The organism is Salmonella sp. SSDFZ69 (assembly GCF_004010755.1).
In the GTDB taxonomy this organism is placed as follows: domain Bacteria; phylum Pseudomonadota; class Gammaproteobacteria; order Enterobacterales; family Enterobacteriaceae; genus Salmonella; species Salmonella enterica.
In genome coordinates this window covers 315,460-334,850 of record NZ_CP034831.1, presented here as the reverse complement: position 1 = coordinate 334,850, position 19,391 = coordinate 315,460, and the positions used below count along the sequence as shown (strand labels likewise).

Genomic DNA, 19,391 nt, shown 5'->3' with positions numbered 1-19,391 from the left:
CTATGAACAATACGCAGAAAAAACTAAAGGTGCTCTTTATTGGAGAATCCTGGCATATTCATATGATTCATTCAAAAGGTTATGACAGTTTCACCTCCAGTAAATATGAAGAAGGCGCTACATGGTTACTGGAATGCTTGAGGAAAGGCGGCGTTGATATTGATTACATGCCTGCCCACACGGTACAAATTGCCTTTCCAGAGAGTATTGACGAATTAAACCGTTACGATGTGATTGTTATTAGCGACATTGGTAGTAATACCTTCCTGTTGCAAAACGAGACATTTTATCAGCTAAAAATAAAACCAAACGCTCTGGAGTCCATTAAAGAGTACGTCAAAAATGGCGGTGGACTACTCATGATTGGCGGTTATCTGTCATTTATGGGTATTGAGGCAAAAGCCAATTATAAGAACACCGTTCTTGCTGAGGTTCTGCCAGTTATTATGCTTGATGGCGATGACCGGGTAGAAAAGCCAGAGGGTATCTGTGCTGATGCTGTCTCACCTGAACATCCTGTTGTTAACGGGTTCTCAGATTATCCAGTATTTCTTGGATATAACCAGGCCGTCGCCAGAGACGATGCCGATGTCGTATTAACAATAAATAATGACCCATTGTTAGTGTTCGGTGAATACCAACAGGGTAAAACCGCCTGCTTTATGAGTGACTGCTCCCCACACTGGGGAACCCAGCAGTTTATGTCATGGCCATTTTATACCGACCTGTGGGTCAACACGCTTCAATTCATCGCCAGAAAATAAAAAACAATGGAGTAACGAAAGTTACTCCTTTTATAAAATATAAGGATTGATGTATGAACAAGAATAAGTACTCAACCCCCTTACTGATGCTTGCCACCATCTTAGCCGGTATGCTTTCCCCGATGCAGTCTGCCGTTAATGGGCAGTTAGGACATTGGTTACAAGACGGTAATGCTTGCGCAGTAATCTCGTTTGCCAGCGGTCTGGTCGTCATGTTTTTTATTATTATTGCGCGCAAAGAAACACGCCAGCAATTCGCCTCAATCCCTACTCTGATTAAAAAGAGAAAAATCCCGCTATGGAATTGGTTTGCAGGATTATGCGGGGCTATGGTCGTATTTTCTGAAGGCGCATCCGCCAGCGCGCTGGGCGTTGCCACCTTTCAAACGGCATTAATTTCTGCCCTGCTTCTTTCCGGCCTGCTGTGCGACCGTTTTGGCATCGGTGTGGAGGAGAAGAAATATTTTACGCCATGGCGCATTACTGGCGCATTGTTCGCCGTTATCGCCACCATTTTTGTCGTGTCGCCACAGTGGCACTCAACCTCGTTTATCCTGCTCGCTATCCTCCCCTTTTTGGCAGGGTTACTCGCTGGCTGGCAGCCTGCGGGGAATGCTAAAGTCGCCGAGGCAACGGGCTCCATGCTGGTGTCCATTACATGGAACTTCATCGTCGGCTTTTGTGTCCTGGGCGCGGCGCTGGCGATACGTATCGCATTAGGCCATGTCACCATCCAGTTACCCGATACATGGTGGATGTATCTCGGTGGTCCGCTGGGTCTGCTGTCCATCGGGCTAATGGCGATTCTGGTGAGAGGCTTAGGGCTATTGATGCTGGGCGTAGCGTCAACAGCAGGCCAACTGCTTGGCTCAGTGCTAATTGATGAATTGATCCCTTCATTAGGCAATACGGTCTACCTGGTCACCATCATCGGTACGCTGTTCGCGTTAGTCGGTGCGATTGTGACCACCATCCCTGAATACAGAGCATCCAAAATGGCGCAAAGAATGGAGGTGTCAGAATGAAAGGTTTCCTGCAAACCGTAACAGGCCCGGTGGCGCATACGGATATGGGGCTGACGCTACCGCATGAACATCTGTTTAACGATCTGTCTTCGGTCGTAGACGAGCCACATTATGCTTTTTCACAGCAACTGGTGGGAAAGAAAGTCAGTGCTGACCTGCAGTGGGGGCTGAAACACGACCCATACTGCTGCGCCGATAACATGGACCGCAAAGAGATTGATGATGTTATCTTCGAAATCAATAACTTTATGTCTTTAGGCGGCAGGACGATTGTCGACGCCACCGGATCAGAATCCATTGGACGGGACGCCTCAGCGCTACGAGAAGTTGCCTTAAAAACGGGTTTGAATATCGTTGCGTCATCCGGACCTTATCTGGAGAAATTTGAAAGTACCCGGATCCATAAACCTGTTGAGCTGTTAGCCTCACTCATTGATAAAGAACTGAATCAGGGTATTGGCGAGACGGATATTCGCGCTGGCATGATCGGTGAAATCGGCGTATCTCCCGCGTTTACCCAAGCGGAGCGTAACAGCCTGCGGGCAGCGTCTCTGGCACAATGTAACAACCCCCACACGGCGATGAATATCCATATGCCAGGGTGGCTGCGACTGGGTGATGAGGTGCTGGATATCGTGCTGGAAGAAATGAACGTCTCTCCGGCAAAAGTCTCGCTGGCACATTCGGACCCTTCAGGAAAAGATGTCGTCTATCAACGTAAAATGCTCGACCGCGGCGTATGGCTTGAATTTGACATGATTGGTCTGGACATCACCTTTCCAAAAGAAGGTGTCGCGCCGGGCGTTCAGGAGACCGCAGATGCAGTAGCGAATCTGATTGCACTGGGTTACGCCGACCAAATCGTTTTAAGCCATGATGTTTTTCTCAAACAGATGTGGGCGAAAAATGGCGGAAATGGCTGGGGGTTTGTCCCGAATGTCTTCCTCGCCTATCTGGCTGCTCGCGGAGTAGACAACGATACTCTGCGCAAGCTTTGTATTGATAATCCAGCCCGATTACTCACGGCATAATCTGCAAATAGCCCGGTGTCTGACACCGGGCCTGGAATTAAAAATCAGTATCCCGCCGTTAAATCATCCACGGAACGCGGGTCAGACGCGCCATACAGTTCGCCATCCGGTCCAACCATAATACTTTGGGTGCTGCCCATCGCTTCTTTCAGCGCCACTTTCTGCCCTTTCTGTTCCAGCAACTTTAGCGTATCGGGACTGAAGCCCTTTTCTACCCGCAGTTCGTCCGGCAACCATTGATGATGGAAACGCGGCGCGTTGGTCGCTTCGGCGACGTTCATGCCAAAATCAATGCTGTTCACTACCATTTGCAGCACAGTAGTGATGATTCGACTCCCGCCAGGGCTGCCGGTCACCAGCCAGGTTTTGCCCTCTTTAACGACGATAGTCGGCGACATCGACGACAGCGGACGCTTCTTCGGACCGACCGCGTTAGCATCGCCGCCAACCAGGCCATAAACATTAGGTACACCGGGTTTAGCAGAAAAATCATCCATTTGATTATTCAGCAGAATACCGGTATTTCCCGCCACAATTCCTGTGCCGAAGGTGGTGTTCAGGGTATAGGTCACCGCCACAGCATTGCCGTCTTTATCCACCACCGAGAAGTGGGTGGTCTGGTTGCTTTCATACGGGGCGAGCTTGCCCGGTTTTATCTGGCTGGAAGGTTTGGCCTTGTTGATATCAATTTGATCGGCCAGCGTTTTCGCATAGGCTTTGTGGGTCAGCGCCTGCCACGGCACTTTCACAAAGTCCGGATCGCCCAGATACTCTGAGCGGTCAGCGTAGGCGTATTTTTCCGCTTCCGCCATGATTTGCATGGCATCGGCGCTGCCAAAGCCGTACTTCTTCATGTCGAAATTTTCAAGAATATTAAGGATCTGTACGATGTGAATACCGCCCGAGGATGGCGGCGGCATGGAGAAGACCTGATACCCGCGATAGTCACCGCTGATTGGCATACGCTCAACGACTTTATAGCTGGCTAAATCCTCTTTGGTCATCAGACCGCCGTTCTTCTGCATTTCTCCGGCAATCTGGTCAGCAATCGCCCCTTTATAAAACGCATCCGGGCCGTTTTCGGCAATCATTTCCAGGCTTTTCGCCAGATTCTTCTGGACCAGCTTATCGCCTTTTTTCAGCGGCTCGCCGTCTTTCCAGAAAATGGCTTTGCTGTTCTCATGATTAGGGATCACTTCGCTGCCGTAAGTTTTTAAGTCGTCGGCCAGCGCATCGTTAACCACAAAACCCTCTTCCGCCAGCTTCATCGCCGGACGCACCACTTTATTCAGCGGCATCGTGCCGTATTTCTCCAGCGCCAGCGAGAACCCCGCCACGGTACCCGGCGTACCGGATGCCAGATGCGACGTCAGCGACTTTTTCGCATCGGCGTTACCCTGATCGTCGAGGAACATATCACGGGTCGCGCCAGCAGGCGCCATTTCACGAAAATCGATCGCCGTGGTAGCGCCATCTTTAGTGCGCAGCAGCATAAATCCCCCGCCGCCCAGATTTCCGGCTTGCGGATGCGTGACAGCCAGCGCATAGCCCACGGCGACGGCGGCATCCACGGCATTACCGCCCTGCTTTAAGATATCCACGCCAACCTGCGTCGCCATTGCATCCACCGAGGCCACCATCCCTTGCGTCGCCCGCACAGGATGAAAGACATCTTCTTCAACACCATAGGAGACTGGCGGCGCGACGGGAGGATTGGCCACCGCGCTAAACGTCCCCCCGGCCAGCAGAGCGGCGATCGCCACCCAGCGCATAAACGTTGGTTTCATCGTTGTTTTTCTCCAGATAAATGGGTGTATGTCCCGTTTAATCCTGGTCCACAACGCTTAAAAAATCATCATCATGGCGAAATAGAGGTACACTTAAAAAGAGGCCTCATCGGGAGGAGACGACAATGAAACGCTTACTACTTATTACGGCTTTGTTACCCTTTGCTGTATTGGCCCAGCCAATTAACACTATGAATAATCCTAATCAGTCAGGTTATCAGATCCCCAGCCAGCAGCGTATGCAGACGCAGATGCAAACGCAGCAGATTCAGCAGCAGGGTATGTTGAAACAACAGATGCAAACGCAGGCGCGCAGCCAGCAGCAAAATCTACAGTCGCAGTTGAATGCCAATACGCAGCGGGTTCAGCAGGGACAGCCGGGCAACGGTATGCTCGGCCAGCAAACGCTGCCCAATACGCAGGGCGGAATGCTCAGCGGCAGCGGAAATCCGGACCGGATGCTAAACCATTCCCAGCCAATGTTGCAGCAGGACAGCGGGACGCCGCAGCCTGACATCCCGCTGAAAACCATCAGCCCTTAAAACTGAAAGTGAGGGCCGATGTCATCAATACGATCGGTGCAGATACAATCCACGCCCCAGCGCAGCAGCTCTGCCGCCCGCTGGGGCTGATTGACGGTATACACCAGAATCCGCAGACCCGCGGCTTTAATCTCTTGCACTCGCGTCTCATCGAGTAATTTATGGTTGAGATGGAGGGAAACACAGCCCAGACGGGTCGTCAGTTCACGCCAGTCTTCACGCCATTTATCCAGCAGTAACCCGCGCGGCAGTTCAGGTGCTGCCGCCTGCGCCGCTTCCAGCGCCTCTATCTCAAAGGAAGAAAGCAGCGGCGGCGTCATCCCGGCCCACAGTTCGCGGGCGGCCAACGCCACGACACGTCCTGTTAGCCTTCCGCTCCCCGTTGTCGGTTTGATCTCAATATTCGCCATCATGCCGTGTTTACGGCAGCGCTCCGCCACCTGCGAGAGCAACGGCAGCGGCTCGCCTTTAAATTCGCCGCTAAACCAACCGCCAGCGTCCACACGCAATAAATCCTGCCAGTTCAACTCGCCCGCCACGCCCCAACCGTTGCTGGTGCGCTCCAGGTTATCGTCATGCAGCAGGAAAATTTCGCCGTCTTTCGACAGCTTGGCATCAAACTCAATCATGGTGTGCCCGTATCGCGCGCCCACGTCAATCGCCGCCAGAGTGTTTTCCGGCGCCAGTTTACCGCCGCCGCGATGGGCGACAATGTGGGGATAAGGCCAGTTACTCATACACGTTGTCCTGTTTCGCCATCAAAAAGATGTCGCTGATGTTCCGGCAGATGCAGCCATAGCGTACTGCCCGCCGCCGGGCGCTGCTGATGCGCCAACCGCACCACCAGTTTCTGATCGCCCCAGCGCCCATGCGCCAGATTATCCGCGCCCAGAATCTCCAGCGTGTCTACCGTTAGCGGCACGCCGCCTTCCGCCTGCGAGCTTAACGCAATATGCTCCGGGCGGATACCCAGCGTCATGTTACGTCCGGCATGACCCCGATAGCCCGCACCAATCGGCAACGCCAGACCGCCAGGCAATTCGAAACGGTCGCCGGAAGCGCTGATAACGCCGTCCAACAGGTTCATCGCCGGGCTGCCGATAAAGCTCGCCACGAAGCGACTGGCCGGTTTTTCATACACCTCTACCGGCGTGCCAATCTGTTCTGCGACGCCTTTATTCATCACCATCACCCGCTGGGCCAGCGTCATCGCCTCTACCTGATCGTGAGTAACATAGAGCGAGGTGGTACGAAGACGACGATGCAGATGTTGTAACTCCAGACGCATCTGCACGCGCAGCTTGGCGTCGAGGTTAGAGAGCGGTTCGTCGAATAAGAAGACTGCCGGCTCGCGGACGATCGCGCGCCCCATTGCCACGCGCTGCCGCTGACCGCCGGAAAGCTCGCGTGGACGGCGTTTAAGCAGGCCGTCCAGCTCCAGAATGCGCGCCGCCTCCCGCACGCGTTCTTCAATATGCGCTTTGCTCATACCGCGAATTTTTAGTCCCCACGCCATGTTCTCCTCTACGCTCATATGGGGATAGAGAGCATAGTTCTGAAATACCATCGCGATGCCGCGATCTTTGGGCTCCATCTCGGTGACCCGTTTGCGATCAATCCAGATATCGCCGCTGGTCACGCGTTCCAGACCGGCCACCATCCGCAACAACGTTGATTTGCCGCAGCCGGACGGCCCGACCATCACGATAAATTCGCCATCCGCGACATCCAGCGTCAGCGGTTGAATTACCTGGGTTTTGCCGTCCCAGCTTTTGGTTACTGCCTGTAGTTTTAAACCAGCCATTTTTATTTCTCACTGTCCACTAAACCACGCACAAACGCCCGTTGCATGGCTAACACAATTACGACCGGGGGAATCAGAGTCAGCAGCATCGCGGCCATCACCTGGTTCCATTGCGTGGTACCTTCGCCGGTGGCGATCATCCCTTTGATACCCGCTACGGCAGTGCCAAGATTCACGTCGGTGATAATCAACAGCGGCCACAGATACTGGTTCCAGCCGTAGATAAAGGTGATGACGAATAACGCCGCCAGGTTGGTTTTTGACAGCGGCAACACGATGTCGCGGAAAAAGCGCATCGGCGACGCGCCGTCAATACGGGCCGCCTCCACCAGTTCATCCGGAAGCGTCATGAAGAACTGACGAAACAGGAAAGTGGCGGTAGCGGACGCCATCAGCGGTAGCGTCAGACCAGCATAGCTGTCGAGCATTTTCAGGTTGGCGATCACTTCCACCGTCGGGAAGATACGCACTTCAACCGGCAGCATCAGGGTGATAAAAATCATCCAGAAGAACAGGTTACGCAGGGGAAAACGAAACCAGACGATGGCGAATGCGGAAAGCATAGATACCGTGATTTTGCCTACCGTAATGCTGAACGCCATAATGAAACTGTTAAGCATCATCAGCCAGAATGGCGCGCTATTAACACCGACGCCGTTGACCCAAATAGTTTTGATATTCTCCAGTAACTGCGTGCCGGGAAGCAGCGTCATCGGCGTCTCAAACACCGCGCGGTCGTCCAGCGTCGCCGCGACAAACGCAACATACAGCGGAAACAAAATGACCGAGATCCCCAGAATCAGCATGGTATGGCTGAATATTGTCAGCCCGCGACGATTCTCTATCATTGGTAACGCACCTTACTTTCCACATAGCGGAACTGCACCACCGTCAGAATGATGACGAGGAACATCAACACTACCGACTGCGCGGCGGACGCCGAGAGATCCAGGCCGGTAAACCCTTCGCGATAAATCTTATAAATCAGCGTCGTGGTGGCTTGTACCGGCCCGCCGGCGGTCGCGGCGTCGATCACCGGGAAGGTGTCGAAAAAGGCATACACCAGGTTGACCACCAGCAGGAAGAAACTGACCGGCGCAATAAGCGGCAAAGAAAGCCGGAAGAAACGACGAATCGGCCCGGCGCCGTCAATGGCCGCCGCTTCCACCAGCGAGCGGGGAATGGATTGCAGCGCGGCAAAGAAGAATAAAAAGTTGTAACTAATCTGCTTCCAGACTGACGCAAATACCACCAGGAACATCGCCTGACCGCTGTTTTGCGCGTGGTTCCAGTCATAGCCGAATTCGCCAAGGAAATGAGTGATTAATCCCCGCCCCGGGTTAAACAGGAAAATCCACAATACGGCGGCGACGGCGGGCGCGACGGCATAAGGCAGCAGCATCAGCGTCTGATAAAAACGGCTGCCGCGCACCACGTAATCCACCAGGGCGGCGAAAAACAGCGAGACCAGCAAGCCGCTAAACGTGACCAGCGCGCTGAATTTAATCGTCGTCCAGAAGGCGTCGAGATAATAACTGTCGTGAAAAAGCGCGACGAAATTCTCCAGCCCGACAAATTGGCTGGAAAAACCAAACGGATCGACGCTTTGCAGCGAATACCACAGCGCTTCGCCCGCAGGCCAGATAAAGAAAATAACGGTGATAACCAACTGCGGGGCAACCAGTAAATACGGCAGCCAGCGCGAGCGGAACACCGGACGGAATGATGACATGAAGGTTCTTTTCCTGGAAGGTGCCGGATGGCGGTGCAAGCACCTTATCCGGCCTACAAACGCTGTAGGCCTGATAAGCGCAGCGCCACCAGGCACTTATACACTTAAGATTTGCTCGCTTTCTCAAAACGACGCAGCAACTGATTCCCGCGCTCCACTGCGGTATCCAACGCCTGTTGTGGGGTCTTCTTCCCGGTCCAGACGCTTTCCAGCTCTTCGTCCACGATGGTACGAATCTGCGGCATATTGCCCAGACGCAAGCCTTTGGTGAAGGGTAACGGCGGCTTATTCAACATCTGGCGAGTGGCGATATCCGCACCGGGGTTTTTATCGTAATAACCCTGCTCACGGGTCAGCTCGTAGGCGGCGGTGGTAATCGGCAGGTAGCCGGTTTTTTGATGCCATTCAGCAGCGTTTTCCGGTTTTGCCAGGAAGTCGAGGAATTTGGCGACGCCGGTATAGGTTTCTTTATCTTTACCCTGCATGACCCATAGGCTGGCTCCGCCGATAATAGCGTTTTGCGGCGCGCCCTTGATATCCGCGTCGTACGGCATCATACCCACGCCATAGTTAAATTTGGCATACTGGCGGATATTGGCGAGCGAGCCGGAGGACGCGGTTGTCATCGCGCAGTCACCGTTATAAAACTTCTCGGTAGACTCGTCCTTACGCCCAACATAGCTAAAATCGCCTTTTTTATTCATCTCTTCCAGCAGCGCGATATGTTTCACCTGCTCTGGCTTATTAAACTCCAGCACCGCATCTGTACCGTCAAAACCATTGTTTTTACTGGCGAAGGGGAGACCGTTCCAGGCGCTGAAGTTTTCCAGTTGGATCCAACCTTGCCAGCCGCTGGCGTAACCGCATTTCATGCCTGCCGCTCTCAGTTTCGCGGTATAGTCAGCCAGCTCCTGCCAGGTTTTCGGCGGCTGTTCCGGATCTAAACCGGCTTTCTTAAAGGCGTCTTTGTTGTAGTACAGTACCGGCGTGGAGCTGTTAAAGGGCTGGGAGAGCAGATGCCCGCTTTTAGCATCGGTGTAGTAGCCTGCAACGGTTGGTACAAACTGGGACTCGTCAAAGTTAATACCGGCGTCTTTAAACACTTCATAAACCGGCTTAATGGCTTTCGAGGCCATCATGGTCGCCGTCCCAACCTCATAAACCTGCAATATTGCCGGCGCGTTGCCGGTACGGAATGCCGCGATCCCGGCGCTCAGGTTCTGTTCATAGTTCCCCTTATAGACCGGAACGATTTTGTAATCCGGATTGGCCTGGTTGAAACGTTGCGCCAGTGAATCAACTTCTTTGCCTAACTCCCCTTCCATTGAATGCCAGAATGGAATAGTGGTGACGGCCAACGCCTGACCCGTAAATGCCAGACTCAGCGCCAGTCCTAAAGCTGTATGTCGTAACGATATCATCGGTTATCTCTCTTTTTGTGCCGGGATGCGCGATATCACGCGTTTTATGTTCGCGGGGGTAACATGACATGCTCGAATGACAGAAAAATAACTTTTTTATTACAAAAAAAAGATAGTAAGGCGACAGAGAGATGGCAAGGCAGTGAAAGCGCCGGAAAAGAAAAGTGGGAGCTACGGCACGGATAGGTACGACATTATTCTCGGGGGCGGCGCACATGCCGTAACCCAACCAGGCGGAGCGTCGCCGGGATTAACGTCTCAGGCGCGTAAGCGAACGGCAATTTGTTCCAGCGTAAGCCGCCCTGCCGCCGCATCGACTGTCATATCGACAAAATCCGGATTCGCAGCGAGTGAGATCCCGTTACGCTTTAAAAACAGCAGCGTAATAAATAAGGCGGTGCGTTTGTTACCATCATTGAAGATATACCCACGGGATATAGTGAGCAAATGCATTGCCGCCAGCAGCCACACGTCGGTCACCCCTTCATATTCGATTTGATTGAGTACCCGATACATTAGCGCTTCCGCGCGGCCAGGATCAGGCATGCCTGTTACACCAGGCGTAACGCGGAGAAGCCTGTCGTGAAACTGAATTATCTCTTCCGCTGAGATAAGTTGTAGGGTCATTTATCCGCCAGCTTCCTGAGCTCATTGCCATGAACCGCCATAATGGCAGCAAACTCATCATCCATTCGCGCCGTCTGATAACGCTCAAACTCCTCGGCGCTGATGATCACTGCGGACTTATGCCCACGACGCGTGATGGTGACAGGGCCCGCCGTTACCGCGCTTTCCAGGACTTCGGCCAGATTTTGCCGCGCTTCGCTATAGTTAACCGTACGCATAAACATCTCCCCAGTTGTACATGTTTATTGTACAACAAACATGTACAAAAAAAGAGCCATCAGGCTCTTTTGAAAAATTTTACCGCTTGCCGTTACCGGGGGGCGGCGCACGCGCTTCCCCCTGGCACAGTCTAACCGCCCAGATAGGCGCTGCGCACCGCTTCGTTCGCCAGCAGCGCATCACCGGTATCGGATAGCACTACGTGGCCGTTTTCCAGCACATAACCGCGGTCGGCGAGCTTCAGCGCCTGGTTGGCGTTCTGCTCGACAAGGAAGATGGTCATACCCTGCTCGCGCAACTGCTCAATGGTGTCGAAGATCTGCTGGATGATGATCGGCGCCAGCCCCAGCGACGGTTCATCCAGCAGCAATAGCCTCGGCTGGCTCATCAGCGCGCGGCCAATCGCCAGCATCTGCTGTTCGCCGCCGGACATGGTGCCCGCTCGCTGGATACGGCGCTCATGCAGGCGCGGAAACAGCTCGTACACCCATTTGATACGCTCCTGAAACCGATCGCGCTCGGCAAAAAAACCGCCCATCGCCAGGTTCTCTTCTACCGTCATCCGCGAGAAGACGCGCCGCCCTTCCGGCACTATCGCCACCGCTTCACGCATGATTTTCGCCGTCTGCCAGTCGGTTATGTCTTTACCGTCAAACACCACCCGTCCGCTGGAGGCGCGCGGATCGCCGCACAAGGTGCCAAGCAGCGTCGTTTTCCCCGCGCCGTTAGCGCCAATCAGGGTAACGATTTCCCCCTGGTTGATGTGCAGACTGACGTCGTGCAGCGCCTGAATCTTGCCGTAGTGGGCGCTGACTTTTTCAAACGTTAACATCGTTTTTTCCATCTTATGCCTCACCCAGATAAGCGCGGATGACGTCCGGGTTGTTGCGGATCTCTTCCGGCGTGCCGTTCGCCAGCGGCGTGCCCTGGTTCACCACGTAAATGCGATCGGAAATGCCCATCACCAGCTTCATATCGTGTTCAATCAGCAAGATAGTGGTGTTGTGATGGTTACGTAGCTCGGCAATCAGCTCATCCAGCTCTTTGGTCTCTTTCGGGTTAAGGCCAGCCGCCGGTTCGTCGAGCATCAGAATTTCTGGCTGCGTCACCATGCAGCGGGCAATCTCCAGCCGGCGCTGGTCGCCGTAGGCCAGATTACTGGCCTGGCGGTTGGCATGTTCCAGCAGGCCAATACGCTCAAGCCAGGTCGCCGCGCGGTCCAGCGCTTCGCTTTGCGCGCGGCGGAAAGCGGGCGTTTTCAACAGGCCGGAAAAGAGGCCCGTTTTCAGTTGCTGGTGCTGCGCCACCAGCAGATTTTCAATCACCGTCATTTCGCGAAACAGGCGCACATGCTGGAAAGTGCGTACCACGCCCATGCGGGCGATCTGCTGGCCCGGCAATCCTTCCAGATGCCGCTCGCGCAATGTGATCGTACCGCCTGTCGGCTTATAAAAACCGGTCAGGCAGTTAAACACCGTCGTTTTACCCGCGCCGTTAGGGCCAATCAGCGACACAATTTCCCGCTCACGCAATTCCAGCGATACATTGTTGACCGCCAGCAAACCGCCAAAGCGCATCATCAGGCCGTTAACCGCTAATAATGGCTGACTCATGCCTGCTCTCCTTTCGCCTGACCACTTTTCAGCTTCAACTGCGGACGCGTCATCGGCAGCAATCCCTGCGGGCGCCAGATCATCATCAACACCATCAAACCGCCGAGCATCAACATGCTGTATTCGTTGAAATCGCGCATCAACTCGCGCGACACCACCAACAGAACCGCCGCCAGGATCACCGCAAACTGCGAGCCCATTCCGCCCAGCACCACAATCGCCAGCACGAAGGCGGATTCGGCGAAGGTGAAGGATTCCGGGCTGACAAAGCCCTGGCGGGCGGCAAACAACGTCCCGGCGAAACCGGCAAACGCGGCGCTGATAGTAAAAGCGGTCAGCTTGATGCGCGTCGGGCTTAAACCTAATGAGCGACAGGCGATCTCATCTTCACGCAACGCTTCCCACGCCCGGCCCAGCGGCATACGCAGCAGGCGGTTAATGACAAACAGCGACAGGACCACCAGCAACAGGGCCACCAGATAGAGGAAAATGACCCGGTCGGATGGGTCGTACTTCACGCCAAAGAAATTGCTGAAGGTATCCCAGCCGCCTTCGCGGGTGTTGCGGCTAAACTCCAGACCAAACAGCGTCGGTTTGGGGATCTGACTGATGCCGTTCGGGCCGCCGGTAATTTCAGTGTTGTTGAGCAGCAGGATACGGACGATTTCGCCGAAGCCGAGCGTCACAATCGCCAGATAGTCGCCGCGCAGACGCAGTACCGGGAAGCCGAGCAGGAAACCAGCGGCGGCGGAGACCAGTCCCGCCAGCGGCAGGCAGGTCCAGAAACCCAAACCGTAATAGTGGTTGAGCAGCGCAAAGGTATAAGCGCCGATGGCGTAAAAGCCGCCGTAGCCCAATACCAGCAGGCCGGACAGCCCCACCACCACGTTCAGCCCCAGACCGAGGATGATATAAATCATGGTCATAGTGGCGATATCGACGCTACCGCGCGACACCATAAACGGCCACGCCACGGCGATAACCAGCAGCGCCATCAGAAACAGCTTTTGCTTAACGGTAGAGCCATCGATCGCCGGCAGAATAAACTTCGGTCCGGAGACGTGCTTCACCGCTTTCTGGAACATCGGACGCAGCAACTGAAAGAAAAAAACCACTGCCGTACCGATAAAGATCCACTGCCAGCGGATGTCGGCGGCGGTATCCACCACCAGTTTGGTGCCGTCCAGCTCCAGTTGTACGCCCATGAAGACGCCAGCCAGAACGAAGAACATCGCCGCAGAGAATAGCGCCATCGCAATATGCATCGGTTTCATACTTTCTCTACCTCCGGACGCCCCAGGATACCGGTCGGCATCACCAGCAGTACCAGAATCAGCAGAGCGAACGACACGACATCTTTATATTCGGTACTTAAATATGCAGACGAGATCGCTTCGGCAACGCCCAAAATCAGACCGCCGATCATCGCGCCCGGAATGCTGCCAATCCCGCCCAGCACCGCCGCGGTGAACGCTTTCATCCCGGCCATAAAACCGATGTAGGGGTTAATTACGCCATAGAACTGGCCGAGCAGCACGCCCGCCACCGCCGCCATTGCCGCGCCGATAACAAACGTTAGCGCAATGACGCGGTCGGTATTAATGCCGAGCAGGCTGGCCATTTTCAGATCCTCCGCGCAGGCGCGGCAGGCGCGGCCCATCCGGGAGTAGCGAATGAAAATGGTGAGCGCCAGCATAGCCAGAAAGGTGACTATCCAGATAACCGCCTGCATGGTGGTGATGGACGCGGCAAAGTTTTCGCTGCTGCCCACAATCCACTGGCCGTTAAACAGGCTGGGTAACGCCACGTCGCGCGAACCTTCCGTCAGGCTGACGTAGTTTTGCAGAAAGATGGACATCCCGATGGCGGAAATCAGGGCGATCAGGCGCTTGGAATTGCGCACAGGCCGGTAAGCGACTCGCTCGATACTCCAGCCGTAGGCGCTGGCAATAATAATCGCGCCGATAAATCCGGCGGCCACCAGGAGCCAACTGGTGTCTATTCCCATCATCATTAGCGCGGCGATGATCATAAAAGAGACGTAGCTGCCGATCATATACACCTCGCCATGAGCGAAGTTGATCATGCCGATAATGCCGTACACCATCGTATAACCGATAGCAATCAGCGCGTAGGTGCTCCCCAGCGTGACGCCGTTAAACATCTGCTGCAAGAAATAGAGAAACTGCTCGGACATAAGGTAACCTTTTTTAACCCGCCCGTTTTGCACGGGCGGTGGGATAACTCGTCTTCAGGTATTACTTCGCGACGGTCGATGATCCGTCGGCGTGCCACTGGAAGACACCAAACTCAAATCCCTTCAAATCGCCTTTTTCGTCCCATTTCAGCGGCCCAATCACGGTATCAGCCCCGTGTGCTTTCAGATCTTTCACCAGATCCAGCGGCTCTTTGCTTCCGCTGCGATCCATTGCGCTCGCCAGTGACTGGACGGCTGCATAAGTGATCCACACGTACGGCCCGGTTGGATCTTTCTTGTCAGCTTTGAGCGCATCGACAATCGCTTTATTCGCCGGATCCTGGTCATAGCGTTTTGGCATCGTCACCAGCATGCCTTCCGCCGCACCACCCGCAATATTGGACAGCGACGCGTTACCCACGCCTTCCGGCCCCATAAATTGCGTTTTCAGGCCATTAGCCCGTGCCTGGCGCAGCATCTGCCCCATTTCCGGGTAGTAGCCGCCGTAATACACAAAGTCGATATTCTCTTTTTGCAAGCGAGCAATCAGGGCGGAGAAATCTTTTTCGCCGGCGGTAATACCATCAAAAAAGACAATATTGGCATTGCCCTGCTTCAGACCATCCTGCACAGAGCGCGCCAGTCCTTCGCCGTATTGCTGTTTATCGTGAATGATAGCGATGCGCTGTGGTTTCACCGTTTCCAGGATGTATTTCGCGGCCGTTGGCCCCTGGGAGGAGTCCAGGCCGGCGGTACGCATAATGTACTGATAGCCGCGCTGGGTCAGCTCCGGGTTAGTCGCCCCCGGGGAGATCATCAGAATACCTTCATCTTCATAGATATCGGATGCTGGCTGAGTAGAAGAAGAACACAAGTGACCAATAACGTACTGAATACCGTCGTTAACGATTTTGTTGGCCACCGCCACCGCCTGTTTTGGATCGCAGGCATCATCGTACTCTACGCCGACCAGCTTATCGCCTTTAATCCCGCCTTTAGCGTTGATGTCTTTAATGGCCTGGCGCGCGCCGTTAAATTCCATATCGCCCCATTGCGCTACCGGGCCGGACATCGCCCCGACTATGGCGACTTTAATATCATCTGCCATTGCCCCCTGCGAGACTGCTAATGCAACCATCCCTGCGATTATTGTTTTCGCTTTCCGTTTCATGTGCCTGTATCCCCATTCGTGATGTTATATGTTTTGTTTTTTGCTGGTTAAAAAGCAGACTGTACTTTTTATAAATGGCGCGCTTTTTACTGACTCATTAATGAGTTAGCGCAGCATTTAAAGCATAATAAGATTAAAATCTCTATTTTTCAGTCTATTAAGAAAAGATAATATTCTGCTTTTCGCTATAGATAAACAAAAAAAAGCACGCTTGTCAGCATAAAATAACGGCATATTAAGTGGAATAATTCACTAGCATTCAGGGAATTATGCTGCCTGTTTTCCATTCTCTAATGCTTCAAACTGTAATTATCGTTGTTAAAAAATTAATAACCTGGTAAATGACACAAAAAAGAGAAAGCATCTGGCCTGCCTGTTTCGGTACACTGATCGCATCTTTTGAAATCGGGACAAGCCGTCGATGAAGCTGACTATCCTTCGTTTAGAACACTTTAGCGCTCAGGATCAGATCGATCTGGGCAAAATCTGGCCGGAATATTCCGCCTCCTCATTAAGCGTAGATGAAACGCACCGGATTTATGCCGCGCGGTTTAACGAACGTTTGTTGGGCGCCGTAAGAGTGACGCTGAGCGGAACGCAGGGCGCGCTGGATTCCTTACGCGTGCGTGAAATCACCCGTCGCCGCGGCGTCGGGCAATACCTGGTAGAAGAAGTCATCCGCGATAATCCCAACGTCTCGTCGTGGTGGATGGCGGATGTCGGTGTTGAAGACCGCAGCGTGATGGCCGCGTTTATGCAGGCGTTAGGCTTTACCGCCCAGCATGACGGCTGGGAGAAGCGCTAAAAGAAAGCCGGATGGCGCTGACGCTTATCCGGCCTACATGCCGGGAGAAAAGATAAAAACCACCTCGCAATTTTCCAAGAATTTCGCGTTGCAGGCAGGCGGCAAGTTATGAAATCCCCGGGAGCTTACATAAGTAAGTGACCGGGGTTGAAGAACGTAGCCAACGCACCTGCAGCGCGAAAGGCGCCAGGAAAATTACTTAGCGTCTGTCGCCGTACCATTCGCATGCCAGTCAAACACGCCGAACTCAAATCCTTTCAGATCGCCCTTCTCATCCCACGACAGCGGTCCCATTACGGTGTCGACCGTGGCGCCTTTCAGGTATTTGGCGATTTCCGCCGGATCGTCGGAGTGGTTCAGCCCCGCCTGTAAGGATTGCAGCGCGGCGTAGGTGGTCCAGACAAACGCGCCGCTAGGATCTTGTTTCTTGGCTTTGATGGCATCCACAATCGGTTTGTTCGCTGGCACCTGATCGTAGTTCTTCGGTTTAGTGACCAGTAAGCCTTCCGCCGACTCTCCGGCGATGTTAGACAGCGACACGTTCGCTACCCCTTCCGGCCCCATAAACTGGGTTTTCAGCCCTGCGGCGCGGGACTGACGCAGGATCTGCCCCATTTCCGGGTGATAACCGCCGTAGTAGACAAAGTCGATATTCTCTTTCTTCAGGCGCGCAACCAGAGTGGAGAAATCTTTTTCGCCAGCGGTGATGCCGTCAAAGAATACGACGTTAACGCCGCCTTTCTTCAGACCGTCCTGCACCGCGCGCGCCAGCCCTTCGCCGTACTGCTGCTTATCGTGGATAATCGCGATGCGCTGCGGTTTTACCTTCTCCAGAATATACTTTGCCGCCGTTGGCCCCTGGTCAGAGTCCAGGCCGGTCGTGCGCAAAATCAGGTTATAGCCGCGTGCGGTCAGCTCCGGCGCGGTCGCCGCCGGGGTTATCATCAGGATACCTTCGTCTTCGTAGATATCAGAGGCTGGCTGTGTGGAAGAGGAGCATAAGTGTCCGATAACATACTTGATGCCGTCGTTCACCACTTTGTTAGCGACAGCTACCGCCTGTTTCGGGTCGCAGGCGTCGTCATATTTCACCGCGACGAGCTTATCGCCTTTAATACCGCCTTTCGCATTGATATCGGCAATTGCCTGCTCCGCACCGGTAAATTCCTGGTCGCCATACTGCGCCACCGGACCGGACATCGCGCCGACAACCGCGACTTTAATGTCCTCTGCGAATGCCATATGGCTTAATGACAGGGCGATACATCCTGCCAATAACGTTTTACCCTTCATATTCATCCTGATAATCCCCATTATTCTGGTTGTTACGTGTGTTGTGGTGTTATTGTTCAGCACTTTATTTCGATTATTGGCTAGCTACCCGTGCTTTAGCAGCATACTCTGCTAAAACATACCCGATTTTTATTATTTTGGAATAGCTAAATTTACATTCAGATAACAGATTTGTGTCGGTGGGGGAGAGGAAGGGCCCGTAGGCCCGATAAGCGAAGCGCCATCGGGCAAACGTATTGCCGGATGGCAGGGTAAACGCCTTATCCGGCCTACAAAAAACAAAACCCCCGAATTCACATTCGAGGGTTCATTGGCAATTCGCGAAGATTACGCTTCGATCGCAGCGCGAAGCTTTTTCATGGCGTTCTTTTCAAGCTGGCGCACACGCTCAGCGGAGACGCCGTAACGATCGGCCAGCTCCTGCAACGTAGACTTATTGTCTTCGTCCAGCCAGCGAGCGCGGATAATATCCTGGCTACGCTCGTCGAGCCCCTGCATCGCATCGGTCAGTCGGTTAGCGGCCTGCTCTTCCCAGTTATCGTCTTCAATGCCGTCGGCAAAGTTAGACGATTTATCCTGCAGATACAGCACCGGCGCCATTGGCTGGCTGTCGGACTCATCGTCCGAAGACATGTCAAACGTCATGTCCTGCGCCGCCATACGCGACTCCATCTCACGCACGTCTTTACTGGAAACACCCAGTTCGCGCGCCACCATTTCAACCTCATCCTGATTAAACCAGCCCAGACGCTGCTTGGTTTTACGCAGATTAAAGAACAGCTTACGCTGCGCTTTCGTGGTTGCGACTTTAACGATACGCCAGTTACGCAGCACGTATTCGTGAATTTCTGCTTTAATCCAGTGTACGGCGAAGGAGACCAGGCGCACGCCTACTTCCGGGTTAAAACGACGTACGGCTTTCATCAGGCCGATGTTGCCTTCCTGGATCAAATCCGCCTGCGGCAGACCATAGCCCGCATAGTTACGAGCAATATGAACAACAAAGCGCAGGTGAGACAGGATCAGCGTTTTAGCTGCTTCCAGATCGCCCTGGTAATGCAGCCTTTCAGCCAATGCCCGCTCCTCGTCAGCCGATAACATCGGCCACGCGTTCGCCGCCCGGATATAAGATTCCAGGTTGCCAACAGGGGCTAAAGCTAAATTTTGCATTTCTTTGGTCATTCAAATCCTCTCAATCAGTATTGCCTGGCACCGTCAGCGAGCAACAACCGTGCCAAAGCCGATGAGCAACGAGAATATCATCCACTCTTTTATCAGACAGTGATTTTATCCACAAGTTCAATGTAACGCTGTGCATAATTTGCACAAATCTTGTGACATAAAGATGACGCGCGGGGAA

21 protein-coding genes are annotated in these 19,391 nt (G+C 53.7%); 6 read left to right on the top strand and 15 right to left on the bottom strand.

What is annotated here, in order from left to right; translation table 11 throughout:
- Positions 1–2: 2 nt before the first annotated feature.
- Genes EOS98_RS01565 through EOS98_RS01555 form a run of 3 tightly spaced genes read left to right on the top strand, consistent with a single transcriptional unit; the run spans position 3 to position 2,820 of the window.
- Complete coding sequence (locus EOS98_RS01565; protein ID WP_126523780.1) at positions 3–764, top strand: glutamine amidotransferase; 762 nt, start codon at positions 3–5, stop codon at positions 762–764.
- A 53-nt stretch (positions 765–817) separates the two neighbouring features.
- Positions 818–1,789: a DMT family transporter gene (locus tag EOS98_RS01560; RefSeq protein ID WP_001038949.1), complete on the top strand. Its 972-nt coding sequence runs from the start codon at positions 818–820 to the stop codon at positions 1,787–1,789.
- Positions 1,786–2,820, top strand: a complete 1,035-nt coding sequence (locus EOS98_RS01555; RefSeq protein WP_000675710.1) for a phosphotriesterase — start codon at positions 1,786–1,788, stop codon at positions 2,818–2,820. Before EOS98_RS01560 ends, EOS98_RS01555 begins: the two co-directional genes overlap by 4 nt.
- 44 nt (positions 2,821–2,864) lie before the next feature.
- Here the strand turns inward: EOS98_RS01555 and ggt are convergent, their stop codons facing one another.
- On the bottom strand, positions 2,865–4,607 hold the full coding sequence (gene ggt / locus EOS98_RS01550) for a gamma-glutamyltransferase (protein ID WP_126523779.1): 1,743 nt from the start codon (positions 4,605–4,607) through the stop codon (positions 2,865–2,867).
- Between the two features lie 125 nt (positions 4,608–4,732).
- Here ggt and EOS98_RS01545 point away from each other — a divergent pair, with 125 nt between their 5' ends.
- Complete coding sequence (locus tag EOS98_RS01545; protein ID WP_126523778.1) at positions 4,733–5,149, top strand: DUF2756 family protein; 417 nt, start codon at positions 4,733–4,735, stop codon at positions 5,147–5,149.
- Here EOS98_RS01545 and ugpQ read toward each other — a convergent pair.
- The 12 genes from ugpQ to livK all read right to left on the bottom strand — a co-directional run bounded on the left by ugpQ (position 5,146) and on the right by livK (position 15,933).
- On the bottom strand, positions 5,146–5,886 hold the full coding sequence (ugpQ, locus tag EOS98_RS01540; RefSeq protein WP_000073548.1) for a glycerophosphodiester phosphodiesterase: 741 nt from the start codon (positions 5,884–5,886) through the stop codon (positions 5,146–5,148). The genes EOS98_RS01545 and ugpQ overlap by 4 nt on opposite strands.
- Positions 5,883–6,953: a sn-glycerol-3-phosphate import ATP-binding protein UgpC gene (locus EOS98_RS01535; RefSeq protein WP_001646570.1), complete on the bottom strand. Its 1,071-nt coding sequence runs from the start codon at positions 6,951–6,953 to the stop codon at positions 5,883–5,885. Before EOS98_RS01535 ends, ugpQ begins: the two co-directional genes overlap by 4 nt.
- A 2-nt stretch (positions 6,954–6,955) precedes the next feature.
- Complete coding sequence (gene ugpE / locus EOS98_RS01530; RefSeq protein WP_000572203.1) at positions 6,956–7,801, bottom strand: sn-glycerol-3-phosphate ABC transporter permease UgpE; 846 nt, start codon at positions 7,799–7,801, stop codon at positions 6,956–6,958.
- A complete protein-coding gene (gene ugpA / locus EOS98_RS01525; protein WP_000094074.1) occupies positions 7,798–8,685 on the bottom strand; it encodes a sn-glycerol-3-phosphate ABC transporter permease UgpA in 888 nt (295 codons plus the stop codon). Before ugpA ends, ugpE begins: the two co-directional genes overlap by 4 nt.
- 104 nt (positions 8,686–8,789) lie before the next feature.
- Positions 8,790–10,106, bottom strand: a complete 1,317-nt coding sequence (gene ugpB / locus EOS98_RS01520; RefSeq protein WP_000624749.1) for a sn-glycerol-3-phosphate ABC transporter substrate-binding protein UgpB — start codon at positions 10,104–10,106, stop codon at positions 8,790–8,792.
- 258 nt (positions 10,107–10,364) lie between these two features.
- On the bottom strand, positions 10,365–10,733 hold the full coding sequence (locus EOS98_RS01515; protein WP_000174966.1) for a type II toxin-antitoxin system death-on-curing family toxin: 369 nt from the start codon (positions 10,731–10,733) through the stop codon (positions 10,365–10,367).
- Positions 10,730–10,951, bottom strand: coding sequence for a type II toxin-antitoxin system Phd/YefM family antitoxin (locus tag EOS98_RS01510; RefSeq protein ID WP_001535398.1), 222 nt, complete (start codon positions 10,949–10,951; stop codon positions 10,730–10,732). Before EOS98_RS01510 ends, EOS98_RS01515 begins: the two co-directional genes overlap by 4 nt.
- A gap of 131 nt (positions 10,952–11,082) precedes the next feature.
- Positions 11,083–11,796 (bottom strand): high-affinity branched-chain amino acid ABC transporter ATP-binding protein LivF, encoded by a 714-nt coding sequence (gene livF, locus EOS98_RS01505; protein ID WP_000416114.1) that lies wholly within the window; start codon positions 11,794–11,796, stop codon positions 11,083–11,085.
- Between the two features lies 1 nt (position 11,797).
- Positions 11,798–12,565 carry a high-affinity branched-chain amino acid ABC transporter ATP-binding protein LivG gene (gene livG, locus EOS98_RS01500; RefSeq protein WP_000082083.1) on the bottom strand — a complete coding sequence of 256 codons (768 nt, stop codon included), beginning with the start codon at positions 12,563–12,565 and terminating at the stop codon, positions 11,798–11,800.
- Entirely contained in the window at positions 12,562–13,839 is a 1,278-nt protein-coding gene (gene livM, locus EOS98_RS01495) for a branched chain amino acid ABC transporter permease LivM (protein ID WP_000803764.1), read from the bottom strand. Before livM ends, livG begins: the two co-directional genes overlap by 4 nt.
- Entirely contained in the window at positions 13,836–14,762 is a 927-nt protein-coding gene (gene livH / locus EOS98_RS01490) for a high-affinity branched-chain amino acid ABC transporter permease LivH (RefSeq protein WP_126523777.1), read from the bottom strand. The genes livM and livH overlap by 4 nt, the downstream gene beginning before the upstream one ends.
- 61 nt (positions 14,763–14,823) lie before the next feature.
- A complete protein-coding gene (gene livK, locus EOS98_RS01485) occupies positions 14,824–15,933 on the bottom strand; it encodes a high-affinity branched-chain amino acid ABC transporter substrate-binding protein LivK (protein WP_126523776.1) in 1,110 nt (369 codons plus the stop codon).
- A 421-nt stretch (positions 15,934–16,354) separates the two neighbouring features.
- On the opposite strand from livK, the gene panM reads away from it, so the two are divergent.
- Together panM and EOS98_RS01475 are read left to right on the top strand one after the other, a co-directional pair.
- Positions 16,355–16,738 (top strand): aspartate 1-decarboxylase autocleavage activator PanM, encoded by a 384-nt coding sequence (panM, locus tag EOS98_RS01480; protein WP_000778873.1) that lies wholly within the window; start codon positions 16,355–16,357, stop codon positions 16,736–16,738.
- Entirely contained in the window at positions 16,716–16,850 is a 135-nt protein-coding gene (locus EOS98_RS01475; RefSeq protein ID WP_001517957.1) for a hypothetical protein, read from the top strand. The genes panM and EOS98_RS01475 overlap by 23 nt, the downstream gene beginning before the upstream one ends.
- Positions 16,851–16,933: 83 nt before the next feature.
- Here the strand turns inward: EOS98_RS01475 and livJ are convergent, their stop codons facing one another.
- Positions 16,934–18,037 carry a branched chain amino acid ABC transporter substrate-binding protein LivJ gene (livJ, locus tag EOS98_RS01470; RefSeq protein ID WP_001528146.1) on the bottom strand — a complete coding sequence of 368 codons (1,104 nt, stop codon included), beginning with the start codon at positions 18,035–18,037 and terminating at the stop codon, positions 16,934–16,936.
- Positions 18,038–18,358: 321 nt separating this feature from the next.
- Positions 18,359–19,213 carry an RNA polymerase sigma factor RpoH gene (rpoH, locus tag EOS98_RS01465; protein ID WP_000159621.1) on the bottom strand — a complete coding sequence of 285 codons (855 nt, stop codon included), beginning with the start codon at positions 19,211–19,213 and terminating at the stop codon, positions 18,359–18,361.
- Positions 19,214–19,391: the final 178 nt, after the last annotated feature.